14 protein-coding genes and 1 pseudogene are annotated in these 15,916 nt (G+C 41.7%); 14 read left to right on the forward strand and 1 reads right to left on the reverse strand.

The window, feature by feature from the left end:
* Positions 1–32: 32 nt before the first annotated feature.
* The 14 genes and pseudogenes from FFL34_RS17165 to glnA all read left to right on the forward strand — a co-directional run bounded on the left by FFL34_RS17165 (position 33) and on the right by glnA (position 15,095).
* Complete coding sequence (locus FFL34_RS17165; protein ID WP_010530699.1) at positions 33–293, forward strand: stage V sporulation protein S; 261 nt, start codon at positions 33–35, stop codon at positions 291–293.
* A 282-nt stretch (positions 294–575) separates the two neighbouring features.
* Positions 576–2,156, forward strand: coding sequence for a tRNA (N6-isopentenyl adenosine(37)-C2)-methylthiotransferase MiaB (gene miaB, locus FFL34_RS17170; RefSeq protein ID WP_138604531.1), 1,581 nt, complete (start codon positions 576–578; stop codon positions 2,154–2,156).
* 1 nt (position 2,157) lies between these two features.
* Positions 2,158–2,589: a YlbF/YmcA family competence regulator gene (locus FFL34_RS17175; RefSeq protein WP_138604532.1), complete on the forward strand. Its 432-nt coding sequence runs from the start codon at positions 2,158–2,160 to the stop codon at positions 2,587–2,589.
* 187 nt (positions 2,590–2,776) lie between these two features.
* Positions 2,777–3,343, forward strand: a complete 567-nt coding sequence (cotE, locus tag FFL34_RS17180) for an outer spore coat protein CotE (RefSeq protein ID WP_138604533.1) — start codon at positions 2,777–2,779, stop codon at positions 3,341–3,343.
* A gap of 123 nt (positions 3,344–3,466) precedes the next feature.
* Entirely contained in the window at positions 3,467–6,034 is a 2,568-nt protein-coding gene (gene mutS, locus FFL34_RS17185; RefSeq protein WP_138604534.1) for a DNA mismatch repair protein MutS, read from the forward strand.
* 20 nt (positions 6,035–6,054) lie between these two features.
* A complete protein-coding gene (gene mutL, locus FFL34_RS17190; protein ID WP_138604535.1) occupies positions 6,055–7,908 on the forward strand; it encodes a DNA mismatch repair endonuclease MutL in 1,854 nt (617 codons plus the stop codon).
* 60 nt (positions 7,909–7,968) lie between these two features.
* A complete protein-coding gene (locus FFL34_RS17195; RefSeq protein WP_138604536.1) occupies positions 7,969–8,418 on the forward strand; it encodes a Dps family protein in 450 nt (149 codons plus the stop codon).
* 20 nt (positions 8,419–8,438) lie between these two features.
* Positions 8,439–9,364: pseudogene (gene miaA, locus FFL34_RS17200) on the forward strand (tRNA (adenosine(37)-N6)-dimethylallyltransferase MiaA).
* Positions 9,365–9,411: 47 nt separating this feature from the next.
* A complete protein-coding gene (gene hfq / locus FFL34_RS17205; RefSeq protein ID WP_138604537.1) occupies positions 9,412–9,636 on the forward strand; it encodes an RNA chaperone Hfq in 225 nt (74 codons plus the stop codon).
* A 118-nt stretch (positions 9,637–9,754) separates the two neighbouring features.
* Complete coding sequence (gene spoVK, locus FFL34_RS17210; protein ID WP_138604538.1) at positions 9,755–10,678, forward strand: stage V sporulation protein K; 924 nt, start codon at positions 9,755–9,757, stop codon at positions 10,676–10,678.
* A 65-nt stretch (positions 10,679–10,743) separates the two neighbouring features.
* Positions 10,744–11,979, forward strand: coding sequence for a GTPase HflX (gene hflX / locus FFL34_RS17215; protein WP_138604539.1), 1,236 nt, complete (start codon positions 10,744–10,746; stop codon positions 11,977–11,979).
* Between the two features lie 6 nt (positions 11,980–11,985).
* Positions 11,986–13,227, forward strand: coding sequence for a methionine gamma-lyase family protein (locus FFL34_RS17220; RefSeq protein WP_138604540.1), 1,242 nt, complete (start codon positions 11,986–11,988; stop codon positions 13,225–13,227).
* Between the two features lie 114 nt (positions 13,228–13,341).
* Positions 13,342–13,728: a MerR family transcriptional regulator gene (locus FFL34_RS17225; RefSeq protein ID WP_138604541.1), complete on the forward strand. Its 387-nt coding sequence runs from the start codon at positions 13,342–13,344 to the stop codon at positions 13,726–13,728.
* Between the two features lie 29 nt (positions 13,729–13,757).
* Entirely contained in the window at positions 13,758–15,095 is a 1,338-nt protein-coding gene (glnA, locus tag FFL34_RS17230) for a type I glutamate--ammonia ligase (protein ID WP_138604542.1), read from the forward strand.
* Positions 15,096–15,249: 154 nt separating this feature from the next.
* Here glnA and lexA read toward each other — a convergent pair whose 3' ends face one another.
* Positions 15,250–15,876, reverse strand: a complete 627-nt coding sequence (lexA, locus tag FFL34_RS17235) for a transcriptional repressor LexA (protein ID WP_138604543.1) — start codon at positions 15,874–15,876, stop codon at positions 15,250–15,252.
* Positions 15,877–15,916: the final 40 nt, after the last annotated feature.

Below are 15,916 nucleotides of genomic sequence, written 5' to 3' on the forward strand. Positions count from 1 at the left end.
AACTACAATAGTAAATGAAGGAGGTACCAGTAGTGGAAGTATTAAAAGTGTCAGCTAAATCAAATCCAAATTCAGTAGCAGGTGCACTTGCAAACGTCCTACGGGAAAGAGGTTCAGCGGAGATACAGGCGATCGGGGCCGGTGCATTGAATCAGGCGGTTAAGGCAGTCGCCATCGCAAGGGGATTCGTTGCGCCAAGCGGGGTTGATCTCATTTGTATACCGGCATTCACCGATATTATGATTGAAGAAGAAGAACGAACAGCGATTAAACTGATTGTAGAACCAAGATAATGTAAAATGGATATGTTTTCAGTGTTGTGCACATGCGCAGCACTTTTTTATTTGCCTCACAGCTCGTATGCATCTGAAATGCACTCATAACACTGCCCAGTAACAATTTCATTATACGTTAATAACGCAGTAACTAAGGATGACTAAGGTTCCCGTTGATTAGAATTTTTTTGGTTCGGTCGAATATGACATCTATTGTTTAATTTGGCCGAAACCTTTATAATGAAATAATGTATGATTATGTAGAAAAGCTCTTTTATATATAAGGAAAGGAGTTGCGATATGAACGAACAGCAGCGGAAACAACAATCGCAAATTAAACAGCCCGAGAATCCGGCGGACGTAAAATCCGACGCGGATAACATGGACCGGCTAAAAAATATGTCCAGCGATGATTTGATTAGCAAATATTTTGAGACAACCTACGAACCACCGAACTTGAATAAAGCAAGGAAACGCGGCCGTGATGATGTGGAGGTACATTACAATTTCGGCATCCCGGAAGATATGGAAAATATCGGGGAAGGCAGGAAATTCATGATTCGTACATACGGCTGTCAAATGAATGAACACGATACTGAAGTGATGGCCGGAATTTTATCTGAAATGGGTTATGAATCAACGAATGATCAGCACGAAGCGGATATTATTCTGTTAAATACTTGTGCGATTAGAGAAAACGCAGAGAATAAAGTGTTTGGAGAAATTGGGCATCTGAAAGCATTAAAACGGGAAAAGCCTGATTTAATTCTTGGTGTGTGTGGGTGTATGTCCCAGGAAGAGAAAGTCGTTAATCGGATTATGCAGAAGCATCCGCAAGTAGATTTAATTTTCGGTACCCATAACATTCACCGTCTCCCACAACTTGTCAAAGAAGCGATGTTTGGAAAGGAAAAAGTGGTGGAAGTATGGTCCAAGGAAGGCGATATCATTGAAAACCTTCCGAAAGCACGTAAAGGAAATATTAAAGCGTGGGTTAACATCATGTATGGCTGTGATAAGTTCTGCACCTACTGTATTGTACCAATGACTCGTGGTAAAGAACGCAGTCGCCTGCCGGAGGACATTATCCAGGAAGTGCGTCAGTTGGCAGCGCAAGGCTATAAGGAGGTTACCCTGCTTGGGCAGAATGTGAATGCTTATGGCAAAGACTTTGAGGATTCGGAATATGGTCTTGGCGATTTAATGGACGAGCTGCATAAGATCGATATTCCACGGATACGCTTTACAACGTCACACCCAAGAGACTTTGACGACCGGCTTATTGAGGTGCTTGCACAAGGTGGCAATCTGCTTGACCATATCCATTTACCGGTACAATCGGGCAGCAGCGAGATTCTTAAGAAAATGAATCGTAAATATACACGCGAAGAATATTTGGAATTAGTACGCAAGATTCGTAAAGCGATGCCGAATGCGACACTGACAACGGATATTATCGTTGGGTTCCCGAATGAGACAGAGGAACAGTTTGAAGAGACCATGTCACTAGTAGAGGAAGTAGGATTTGAAGCTGCGTTTACATTCATCTATTCACCGCGGGAAGGTACACCAGCAGCACGCAAGAAAGATAATATACCGGAAGAAGTTAAAAAGCAGCGACTTTACCGCTTGAATGAGCTTGTTAACAAACAATCAGCTGAATCGATGCAACAATACAAGGATCAAGTTGTGAAAGTCCTTGTCGAGGGTGAAAGTAAGAAAGATCCTGATGTGCTTGCCGGGTATACGGAGCGTAATAAGCTGGTCAACTTTAAAGGACCGGAATCAGCAATCGGCAGCATTGTCGATGTTCGAATTACAGAAGCAAAAACATGGTCGTTAAACGGGGTTATGGTGGAAACGACAGCAGAGGTGAAATGATATGGCACAATATACACGTAAAGAAATTTTAGATGAGGCGAAAAATCTGGCAAACATGCTGGCGAACACGGAAGAGATTAACCGGTTTAAACAAGTAGAAGCGAAACTTAATGCGAATCAAAAAGTGCAGAAGCTGATCAAAAAAATAAAAACATTGCAGAAACAAGCGGTTAACTTCCAGGCGTATGAAAAAACAGAAGCGCTGAAAAATGTGGAGGAAGAAATTGACCGACTTCATGCCGAAGTGGATGCTATCCCAATTGTCCAGGAATTCAAAGAAACGCAAGGTGTCGTCAACGATGTACTGCAACTTGTATCCGGAACAATATCCCGTGAAGTGACCAACAATGTAATCACGTCAACGGGTGGTGATCTCCTGGCCGGTACAACGGGAACAAAACAGGCAGATGAAATAACAAATAGTCAGCAGTAAATATTAGAGTTTTTCCAAAAACTAACCAAAATAATAGAGCGTTCGTCTCTTACCCATAATATAGCATGTGAAGGAAAGCCGGGAAAATATTTATCCCGGTTTTTTCTGTTACCTTCTTGTCGTGTCATTATTCACTTTAGGTATTTGTCTTGCATACGATGACAGTGAGAAAAGGAGGTAACGAACTATGTCATTTCTTGATCATGATTTTAGAGAAGTCATTACGAAGGCTGTTTGTGGTAAAGGAAGAAAGTTCACTCAGGCGACGCATAACATCCAGCCGTCACACCGGGCATCAAGTATTCTTGGGTGCTGGGTTATCAATCATCGCTACAATGCCAAGAAAAAGTCCGAGGACACCGTAGAAGTGAATGGCAGCTATGACATCAATATCTGGTATTCGTACAATGATAACACAAAAACAGAAGTAGTTACCGAACGTGTCACGTATACTGATTACATTCCTCTCTCCGTTAAAGATGACAATGTCTTGAACGATGATTTTGATGTGATAGCTAAGGTGGTTCAGCAGCCGAATTGTCTTGAGTGTGAAATAGACAGTCATGGGAACACGATTGCTGTTGATGTAGAACGTGAATTTGTTGTTCAGATCATTGGCGAGACTAAGGTAGCTGTTAAGGTTGACCCAAAAGGTTACACATTTGATGATGATGATGACTGGGGATTTGATGTCACCGATGATGAACTCAATGAAGTAGAACCGAATTTTATTAATGAGCGTGACAAAGACTGAATCACTTACGAGGGGTAATACTCTCGTAAGTTTTTTTTGCACAGATGTATCCCGGTTGTCGTCTTATATCGGCAAACTATGCTATAATAGAACAATATATTCGTATGTTTTGGAGGATTCAATATGGCTGGCCATACACCGATGATGGAACAATATTTACAAATAAAGGCTAACTATAAAGACGCATTTTTATTCTTTCGCCTAGGTGACTTTTATGAAATGTTTTTTGATGATGCCGTCCATGCTGCGAGAGAATTAGAAATAACATTAACCAAGAGGGATGGGGGAAAACAAGACCCCATCCCGATGTGCGGTGTTCCATACCATTCTGCAGAAAACTATATAAAAAATTTAATCGATAAAGGTTATAAAGTAGCCATATGTGAACAGGTTGAGGATCCGAAAGCAGCGAAAGGGGTTGTCAAACGTGAAGTCATCCAGTTAATCACGCCGGGGACTGTCATGGAAAATAATATGCTGGAGGAACGGGATAACAACTATATTGCCAGTCTATCCTATTTCCCTGATGGATCTTATGTGATTGCGTATAACGACCTATCAATTGGTGAGACGAACGTTGCGCTCATTGCAAATGGATGGAATGCTGTCGTGCATGAACTTTATAACCAGCCAGTGAGAGAAATGGTAATTTCCTCTGAGCTTCCAAAAGCTTTGCAGGACGAACTGAAAGAAAAACTGAACATCACTTTATCATTTCAAGATCAAAATACCTTTAACAGTGACTATCAAGATTTGTGTAGCGGTTTGGACGATGACCGGCTAGTTCAAGCATGTAGCCGGCTATTTAATTATATTCAGGAAACGCAAAAACGGTCACTTGATCACTTGCAGCCGGCTACGGAGATCAAGCTCGATCATTATTTGTCATTGGATATGTTCTCTAAACGTAACCTTGAATTGACCGAAACCATTCTGAAAAAGGGAAAACACGGTAGTCTGTTATGGGTACTTGACCAGACAGTAACAGCAATGGGATCACGCATGCTCAAGAAGTGGCTGGATCGCCCGCTTTTGAACAAATGGGAAATAGAACAACGTCTTGATATCGTTGAAGGGTTTTTAACAGATTTTATGGAGCGTGACACATTACGGGAGGCATTAAAATCAATCTATGATCTTGAGCGCCTTGCTGGCAGAATTGCTTATGGGAATGTGAATGCGCGTGATTTAATCCAGTTGAAGCAGTCGCTCGCACAAATCCCTGACTTGAAGCAAATTTTAAGCCAATTCAATGGTGATGGGATAAATACATTAAATAATAATTTGCAGTATCCGGAGCAACTTTTTTCTATACTTGATGCAAGCCTGGCTGATGACCCACCGGTATCCATTACAGAGGGGTCCATTATTAAAGATGGTTACCATGAAAAGCTGGATACATATCGGGAGGCATCGATCAATGGTAAGCAATGGATTGCCGAGCTAGAGCAGAAAGAAAAGAAGGAAACGGGTATTAAATCATTAAAAGTAGGTTTCAATCGTGTTTTCGGCTATTATATCGAAGTAACGAAAGCAAACTTGCACCTTTTGCCGGAAGACAGATATGAACGGCGGCAGACACTCACCAACGCTGAACGCTTTATAACACCGGAGTTGAAAGAAAAAGAGGAATTAATTCTGGAAGCAGAAGAAAAAAGTGTTCAGCTGGAATACGATTTATTTAATGAAATTCGTGAACAAGTAAAAGCCCATATCCCGTCGATTCAGTTCTTGGCTGAAATAGTCAGTCAGATTGATGTACTTCAGGGATTTGCGACGGTGAGTGAAGCAAACCGATATACACGTCCGGTATTTTCGCAAAATCGGCTATCCATTAGCAAGGGGCGGCATCCAGTTGTGGAACAGGTAATGAAAAGTGACTCATTTGTCCCGAATGATATTTTGCTTGATAATGAAACGGAGATTCTGTTGATTACTGGCCCGAACATGTCCGGAAAGAGCACGTATATGCGTCAGCTGGCATTAACAGTCATCATGGGGCAAATTGGCTGTTATGTCCCTTGCAATGAAGCAGAACTCATTCTGTTTGATCAAATTTTCACTCGCATTGGCGCTGCTGATGACCTAGTATCTGGACAGAGCACGTTCATGGTTGAAATGCTTGAGGCTAACCATGCTATTACGAACGCTACCGAAAATAGCCTGATACTGTTGGATGAAATAGGTCGCGGAACGAGTACATATGATGGGATGGCGCTGGCACAGGCGATTGTTGAGCACATTCATGATCATATCGGTGCCAAAACAGTATTTTCAACGCATTACCATGAGCTGACCGCGCTTGAAGATACCTTGGACAAACTGAAAAATATACATGTCCGTGCAGAAGAATACGAAGGAAACGTTGTGTTTCTTCATCAAGTCAACGAAGGAGCCGCTGATCAGAGTTACGGGATTCATGTGGCAAAATTAGCAGACCTTCCGACACCGCTGATTGACAGGGCAAATACTATTCTGGACCACTTAGAAAACAATGATGAAAAACTTCCGGATGATTCAGGTCAATTATCGTTTTTTGCTAGTGAAAGTAAAAAAACTGAGCTTAAAACCAATGTAGACGAGCCGGAATCTATTATTGTCACTGATTTGAAAAATATTAACCTATTAGAAATGACACCACTGGATGCGATGAATGAATTGTACCGCCTGCAGCAAAAGGCGAAAAAATAAGCTGAGAAAGGACGATTGCCATGGGTATTTTTCAACTGCCGGATGCACTTGCAAATAAAATAGCCGCAGGAGAAGTGGTGGAGCGTCCTGCCTCTGTCGTAAAGGAATTAATCGAAAATAGCATCGATGCCGGCAGTACTTTCATAACGATTGACTTAGCCGAAGCTGGATTGCAAATGATTAAGGTGACAGATAATGGTGCCGGAATGACAGAAGAAGATGCAGAGAAGGCTTTTCTACGACATGCGACAAGTAAAATAAAAAACGAAACAGATTTATTTCGCGTCCATACGCTGGGCTTTCGTGGGGAGGCACTTGCCAGTATTGCAGCTGTCAGCAGATTGACGGTCAAAACGTCCCAGGGTGACCACGCAGGAACGTATCTGTCACTTGAAGGTGGTGTGGTGAAAGACCGCTCGAAAAGTGACGCCCGCAAAGGTACGGAGATTACCGTGGAGGATTTGTTTTTCAATACGCCGGCACGATTGAAGTATATGAAAACCATCCATACGGAACTTGGCCATATAACCGATCTTTTAAATCGTTTGGCCTTGTCCCATCCCGGAATTCGTTTTGAACTGCGCCATAATAATAAATCAATCTTTAAAACGACTGGCAGCGGTGACTTATTACAAGTGATCAGCCAAGTTTACGGTATGGGCACTGCCAGAAAGATGCTACCAATCCAGCACGAAACGCTAGATTTTTCCATCAATGGTTATATCGCTAAACCGGAAGTGACGAGGGCATCCCGAAATTATATTTCTACCATAATCAATGGTCGCTATATCAAGAGCATGCAGCTTACACAAGCAATCATCAGAGGCTATCATACATTGCTCCCAATCGGGCGTTCACCAATTGTCGTCTTGGCAATTGAAATGGACCCTATTCTAGTTGATGTCAACGTGCATCCTACTAAACTGGAGGCAAGATTCAGCAAGGACCAGGAATTAGTTACAGCTATTGAAGAAACTATTCGTTCAACGTTCCGACGTACATCACTTATTCCCGAAATGGAGCAAAAAAAGCCGGAACAGCACACGTATACAATCCAGGATTCCATGCCATTAGGTGAAGTGCAATCGAAAACTCTTTCAGACGGATCCAATCAGCGTGTGAACGAAGCTAGCCCGGTTATGGAACACAGTGAAAACGTTGCACGAAAAAGTGAGCACACTTCTGTGGAACCGACCATTGAATCGGTCAATCAAGATACCCCTAGGGAGGTGTCTTATGCGGAAGCGCCGATTGGTGCTGCTCCTGCACCGGCACATCCCGATGAGCAGGAAAGGATACCTGTCATGTATCCAATTGGTCAGTTGCATGGCACATACATTCTTGCTCAAAATGAAAACGGGTTTTACATGATTGATCAGCATGCCGCGCAAGAACGAATCAAATTTGAGCAATTCAGGGAAAAGTTAGGACAAGCTGCGAATGAAGTACAAGATCTATTGATTCCATTAACATTTGATTTTTCGAAGCAAGAGGCCATTTTTATCGATCAAAATAAAGACGAACTGGCAAAAGTCGGCCTGTTTTTTGAACCGTTTGGGAATCAATCCTATATTATAAGGTCATACCCAACCTGGTTTCCTGAAGGTTTTGCAGAAGAAATTATCCGGGAAATGATTGAACAAATTATGCAGCATGAAAAAGTTGACGTGGAAGCGATTAGAGAAGATGCTGCCGCACTGATGTCATGTAAACGTTCCATCAAAGCTAATCATTACTTGAATCAGCAAGATATGACTAGACTGCTAGAGGATTTGCGAAAATCTCGTGACCCGTTCACATGTCCGCATGGACGCCCAATAGTGATCCATTTTTCTTCGTATGAACTTGAAAAAATGTTCAAACGGGTCATGTGAATGATGTATAAATGACACACCCCGCGTGAATACTACTAGAAAAAGGAAGGGGTGTGTCTAATGGATAATCAAAAGCTTATTAATTTCTTAAATCAGCTTTTGTCCAATTATTTTGTTATGTATGTGAAATTGCACCGGTATCACTGGTTTGTACAGGGGCGGCATTTCTTTCAATTGCACGAGGTGTTTGAAGAAATGTATACAACATTTGCAGCCGATATCGATGTGATAGCAGAAAGAGTGTTGATGATTGACGGCAAGCCACTGGCAACCATGGTTAAATACATAAAAGAAGCAACACTTGAGGAAGCATCAGCTGATGATAAAGAAGATGAAATGATTGCAAGGCTAAAAGAAGACTATCAGCAAATCATTCATGAAATAAAGGAAGAGGGGATTCCATACGCATCTGAACGAAACGACGAACCAACTGTTGATCTGCTCGTCACCCTCCAGGGAAAATTAGAGAAATATGTCTGGATGCTCCATGCATATCGTGCGTATGAATAAATAGATATAGGGGAATACTCATGAAGCAAACAGTCATCGCGATTGTAGGACCGACAGCGGTGGGTAAATCACGAATAAGTGTTGAAGTGGCCAAACGTTTTAATGGTGAAATCGTCAGTGGGGATTCCATGCAAGTTTATAAAGGGCTAGATATAGGAACAGCTAAAATTACCGACAAGGAAAAACAAGGAATTCCCCATTATATGATTGATATCAAACAGCCTGATGAAGACTTTTCGGCGGCCGACTTTCAAAACTATGTCCAGCATTATGTTGATCATATCGCATCTAAACAAAAACTGCCGTTTATCGCTGGAGGAAGTGGGCTTTATATTCAGGCGGCCTTGTTTAATTATAACTTTGCAGACCAGCGCCGTGATGAACATGTAACGAAGCGACTTGAACAAGAGCTTGAGAACAAAGGTGTTATGGAGTTGTATAATCAGCTGCAGCGGCTTGATCCGGATCAAGCGGCAAAGATTCATCCGAATAATCATCGTCGTCTGATTCGTGCACTGGAAATCTATGAAACAACCGGCAAAACAATGTCGGCGTATCAGCAGGACCAAATGAGCGAAGGGCTCTATAATCCTATTTTGATTGGTCTGGAAATGAATCGGGAACTCTTATATGAGCGAATTAACAAACGGGTTGACATCATGATGGAACAGGGATTGCTTGACGAGGTTCGCAAACTGTATGACCGAGGATATGAGCATTTCCAAGCGATGCGAGGCATTGGCTATAAGGAATTTCTTCCCTATTTCAAGGGAGAACAGACACTTGAAGAAAGTTTCGGTTATTAAAGCGTAATTCAAGACGGTATGCTAAAAGGCAGTATACGTGGTTCAGAAATAAGTTGAACGTCCACTGGTACACGATTACACCTTCAACAATAGAATCAACATTTGGGAAAATTTCAAATGATTTAGCAGGAATGTTATAAAGGATATAGAAGTAGTTATATATAGATAGAAAAGAGGAGGAAAGACAATGGCGCAATCAGTAAATATTCAGGATCAGTATTTGAACAAACTGAGGAAAGACCATATTTCGGTTACACTTTTCTTGACGAACGGATTCCAATTACGAGGGCTTGTGAAAGCATTTGATAATTTCACTGTACTCATCGAAACTGATGGAAAACAGCAATTAATCTTTAAACATGCCATTTCCACATTTGCTCCAGTAAAAAATGTGACACTAGAAAAAGAATAAGACACGTAAACGGGCGCTTTTTTGCGCCCGTTTTAAATTGTCAGACGGTGTGTAAAGTGGGCGTTTGTCACACCACCCCAAGCAATCGCGTATGCTATTGTGACGAAGGGGTGATGATGTGGATACACAAAAACAGCGAAATAAGAACGGGCAAATTAATATTATTTTGCAAGATAAAAAGAACGGACGGCCAGAAGGAAACACAAAAATGCGAAATGAAGCAAATAATCCATTCTCACATATAGATACAGCCTTCGCTTCCTTTATCGGAATGAAGCAGTTAAAAGAAACGATTAAAGAAGTATACGCTACGATTGTCATTAATGAAAAACGGAAGGAAATGGGGCTGCCCGGCTCTAATCAAGTGCTTCATATGCTGTTTAAAGGCAACCCGGGAACCGGAAAAACAACGGTAGCAAGAAAATTAGCCAAAATGTATTTTGACATGAATTTGCTTTCAAAAGGTCATTTCATCGAAGCGGAGCGTGCAGATTTGGTTGGTGAGTACATCGGGCAGACTGCGCAAAAGACTCGGTCAGTTATTCAAAAAGCGATGGGAGGTATCTTGTTTGTCGATGAGGCATACTCACTGGCGCGCGGTGGCGAGAAGGATTTTGGTAAAGAGGCAATCGACACATTAGTGAAGCACATGGAAGACCATCACAATGATTTTGTTTTGATCCTGGCAGGATATCCGCACGAGATGGATCGTTTTTTGACACTTAATCCCGGATTAAAATCAAGGTTTCCATTTATCCTCGATTTTCAGGACTATGATATTGATCAGCTTACCAACATTGCCAGACAAATGGTGCAGGATCGTGAATATGAATTAACGAGAGAGGCAGAATGGAAACTGCGGACACATTTATATAAAAAGAAGCGAGAAACAGCCATTAATTTTTCGAACGCTCGCTACATCCGCAATGTTATTGAACAATCTATCAGGCATCATGCTGTACGATTATTGAATCAGGAAACATTTTCACCGGATGATTTGATTTTTCTGACCGGTACCGATTTGTCGTTAGATGACCAATAATGTAATATCTGCTATGATAAAGTTAAGGCTTTTTAAGTATTAGTATTACAGGAAGTGATTGATAGATGGCCGAACGAATATTGATTATTGCTGTAAAAATGCCAAGCGAAAATGAAAAACGATTTGAATCATCACTCGAGGAGCTTGTTTCACTTTGTAAAACCGCTGGGGGCTTTGTTGAAAAGACCATCACGCAAAATCGCCAAAAGATACACCCTGCTTACTATATCGGTGAGGGAAAACTAGCCGAAATTAAAGAAGCGGCTGAAGAACTGGATATTGATCTAATTGTCTCCAACGATGAACTTTCGCCGGGTCAACTGCGTAATCTGAGCGATCAATCCGGGTTTCAGGTTATTGACCGGAGCCAGCTAATATTGGATATTTTCGCCCAGCGTGCACGTACAAAAGAAGGTAAATTGCAAGTCGAACTCGCCCAGCTTCAGTATACATTGCCAAGATTACGCGGTAGAGGCGAGGAAATGTCTCGTCTTGGTGCCGGCATAGGAACACGTGGTCCAGGTGAAACAAAACTAGAAACCGATCAGCGACATATTCGAGGCCGGATTGATGATATTAAACGGCAATTGAAGATGGTTGTTCGTCAGCGGGAACAATATCGCCAACGAAGAAAAGCCAATGAGGTCTTCCAGATTGCGATTGTCGGGTATACAAATGCGGGCAAATCCACCCTTTTTAACCGACTGACACAAAGTGATTCGGTTGCCGAAGATCAACTGTTTGCTACACTTGATCCACTGACACGCCAGATTCAACTTCCATCTGGTTTTCAGACGCTCATTACTGATACAGTCGGCTTTATTCAGGATTTGCCGACATCACTTATTGCATCCTTCCGATCCACGCTGGAAGAAGTGGCTGAAGCGGACTTTATTTTGCATATTGTTGATATGTCTAATCCGGATCTAGAGCAGCAGGAGCGAACTGTCCACAACCTGCTGCTTGAGCTGGAGGCGGACACGATTCCAATGCTAACTGTTTATAACAAAAAAGATTTAATAGCCGATGATTTTATACCAACAAATCATCCGTATATCCTGATAAGTGCACATTATTCGGATGATATGAATCGACTTCTGGAAAAAATAGAGGAAGTGTTGAAGACCGAGTGGGATTGGTATTCGGTATCATTACGACCTGATCAAGGAGATTTGTTGCACCGTATGGAAAAAGGAACGATTATGACAGAACGATCATTTGCTGAAGACCAGAACATGTATATGTTACAGGGATATATCCGTCATGATCATCCACTGAAAGGCTTATTAAAGGAGTTTTGATGATAAATGATAAATAAGTTACTGACACAAGCAGAAAAAGACTGTACAAATAGGCATGCAGATGTTTCTAGGCTGGTTGAGATTAATCAGAAACGAATTCTTAACGCCTTCATTAACAACCGTGTCAGTGACAGTCACTTCCATTCGACGACAGGATATGGATATGATGATCTTGGCCGGGAAACACTAGAGGCGCTGTATGCTGAGGTTTTCGGAGGAGAGGATGCGTTAGTCCGCCCCCAGATTGTTTCTGGTACACACGCTATCTCCACCACCTTGTTTGGACTTCTCCGGCCTGGTGATGAACTGTTATATATTACGGGCAAACCATATGATACGCTCGAATCCGTCATCGGCATCAATGGAGATGAATCTGGCTCATTGACGGATTTTCATATTACATATAATCAGGTGGAGTTGCAGGATAATGGATCCGTTGACTTTGAGGGAATTAAACGGAAAATATCTCCGGAAACGGCTGTTGTTGCTATACAACGTTCCAAGGGATATGATGATAGACCATCGTTTACTATTGCAGATATCGAGGAAATGATTACCTTTGTAAAAGAAATAAATAAAGATATTTCAGTATTTGTTGACAATTGTTATGGTGAATTTGTTGAAGAGCGAGAACCGATGCATGTCGGTGCGGATGTCATCGCCGGATCATTGATTAAAAATCCTGGTGGCGGAATTGTAAGGGCAGGGGGGTATATTGTCGGCCGAGAAGATCTTGTACAGCAATGCGCTAACAGACTGACTGCTCCGGGCCTAGGAAAAGAAACTGGTGCAACATTACATATATTGCAGGAAATGTTTCAAGGTTTGTTCATGGCACCACTGATTGTTGGAGAAGCATTAAAAGGCGCTATATTAACAGCAAGATTTTTGGATTTAGCCGGTTTTAAGACTTCCCCGGGCTATCAGGCAAAACGTACGGATTTGATACAGTCTGTAACATTTAATAGCGCCGAACTTATGATAGCATTCTGTCAGGCAATCCAGGCACATTCGCCGGTGAATGCTTTTGTAAAGCCTTATCCGTCTGCAATGCCTGGATATGAGGATGAGGTAATTATGGCTGCTGGCACATTCATTCAAGGAGCCAGTCTTGAACTGACGGCGGACGGGCCAATTCGCGAACCATATATGGCTTTTATCCAGGGTGGACTGACATATGCACACGTAAAACTCTCCCTAGAAGCCGCCATGCAGGAGCTAGTACAAAAAGAACTAATTACGCAATAAAAAAGAGCTATACAAGCTCTTTTTTTAATTGATGATGTAAAGAAACCTTACATGGAATTGACAATAAAATTAACATTTGATAATCTTATTTTCATAAAGAAAGGGGGATTTCTAATGAATGATCAGGATCGGCGTTCGATGCCGTTGTTTTCTATAAGTATCGTCAAGCAGCTGACAGAACTAACAGCTAGGCAAATCCGATATTATGAATCGCATGGTTTAATTACCCCGGCAAGAACTTCCGGTAATCAGCGTTTATTTTCCTTTAACGATGTTGATTGTTTGTTAGAAATAAAAAAATTACTGGATAAAGGAGTTAATTTGGCTGGAATTAAAAAAATTATGCTTTCAGATGACAAGTGTGACAGAAAGGAAATGGCGGCAAGTCATGACTTATCTGACCGTGAACTTCGAAAATATTTGAAAGTGAAATTGACCGAGACCACTATACCCGGCAGATCTCATTTGCACCGGGGTGAATTATCCAGGTTTTTTCAATGAAAATTAACCTATACTTAGGAGGAAACTGAATGTCTGACAGTCTGACAAGAGAACAAATAATGAAAAAAATCGAGGAGGAAAACGTCCAGTTCATCCGTCTACAATTCACTGACATGCTGGGAACAATAAAAAATGTTGAAATTCCTCTCAGTCAGCTCGACAAAGCATTAGATAATAAAATGATGTTTGACGGATCATCCATCGAAGGGTTCGTACGGATAGAGGAGTCAGACATGTATTTGCACCCTGACCTTGATACATTTGTTGTTTTCCCTTGGACATCTGAAAAAGGGAAAGTGGCACGGTTCATCTGTGATATTTATAATCCGGATGGCACGCCATTTGGAGGCTGTCCACGGTATAACCTGAAACGCAATTTGCAGAAAATGGAGGAATTAGGTTTTGATGCTTTCAATATTGGAACAGAACCGGAATTCTTTTTATTCAAATTAGATGAAAAAGGTGACCCATCGCTGGAATTGAATGATCGTGGCGGGTATTTTGATCTCGCACCAACGGATTTAGGGGAAAACTGTCGACGTGATATTGTGCTGGAATTGGAAGAAATGGGTTTCGAGATTGAGGCATCCCATCATGAAGGAGCACCAGGTCAGCACGAAATTGACTTTAAATACTCAGATGCAGTAAAACATGCAGACGATATTCAAACATTCAAATTGGTAGTGAAAACGATAGCGAGAAAACATAATCTCCACGCAACTTTTATGCCAAAACCGCTGTTTGGTGTCAATGGTTCCGGTATGCATGTGAATATGTCCTTGTTTAAAAATGGGGAAAACAGCTTTTTTGATCAACAAGGTGATATGCAGCTCAGTGAAATTGCATACCAGTTTACTGCTGGGATGATCAAACATGCTACCAATTTCACGGCCGTTACAAACCCGACTGTTAATTCCTATAAACGACTTGTTCCAGGTTATGAAGCACCATGCTACGTTGCCTGGTCGGGGACAAACCGAAGCCCACTTGTCCGTATTCCTTATTCCAGAGGGTTAAGTACACGGATTGAGGTCAGAAGTGTTGATCCATCGGCTAATCCGTATATGGCTATGTCTGTATTGCTAGCGAGTGGACTTGATGGGATTCAAAATAAACTAAACCCACCGACGGCAGTTGACAGAAATATTTATATGATGGACAGAAAAGAACGTGAGCAGAACGGTATAAAAGATTTACCTGCAACCTTAATGGATGCACTGGAAGCGTTACAGCAAGATCAAATAATCATTGATGCCTTGGGTGAGCATTTGTTTGAACATTTTATTGAGGCCAAAGAAATCGAGTGGGAAATGTTCCGCACAACTGTACACCCTTGGGAAAGAGAACAGTATTTGAGTACGTACTAAAGTGAATATTGACCTCTCATATGCTTATGTTAGCTTATGAGAGGTCTTTTTTCTTTTAGTGTTACCTTGTTGGAAGAGGTAGTATAAACAATTTAATGTATAGCCTTGATTATGTGTTGACAAGACATTGTTATTTTTGACGAGAATCTCACCTCTAATCAATGTTACGGTACAATCCAACCACTTTGCCTAAAATGGTTACATTGGGATAAATGAGCGGATCCATCGTCGCATTCTCCGGCTGGAGTCGTATGCAATCTTTTTCTTTGAAGAATCGCTTGACGGTTGCTTCATCTTCATCTGTCATAGCAACAACAATGTCCCCGTTTTGTGCTGTGCTCTGCTGTCTAACGATGACCATATCTTCATCAAGTATTCCGGCTTCTATCATACTTTCTCCTTCAATAATAAGAACAAACAAATTTTCTTCCGTACCACCCGAAATAGATCCCGGCAGTGGCACAAACTGCTCAATATTTTCTACTGCAGTGATGGGCAGTCCTGCTGTTACTTTACCAATGACGGGTGCATACCGTGCTTCCTCTCTTGGTATATGGCTTTCATCTGACAGATCTAGCACCTCTATTGCTCTTGGCTTGGTAGGGTCTCTTCTGATGTAGCCTTTACTTTCAAGTCTTGCCAAATGGCCATGAACAGTCGAACTTGACGCAAGTCCCACCGCTTCGGCAATTTCCCGTACGGAAGGGGGATAGCCCTTTTCACTTACACGTTCTTTAATAAAATCCAGAATCGCTTCCTGACGCTTGGAGAGTTTTGTCATCTATCAAACACCTCGTGAATAGAATTTGTTACTAGAAGTT

This window comes from Lentibacillus cibarius (assembly GCF_005887555.1).
Taxonomy (GTDB): domain Bacteria; phylum Bacillota; class Bacilli; order Bacillales; family Amphibacillaceae; genus Lentibacillus; species Lentibacillus cibarius.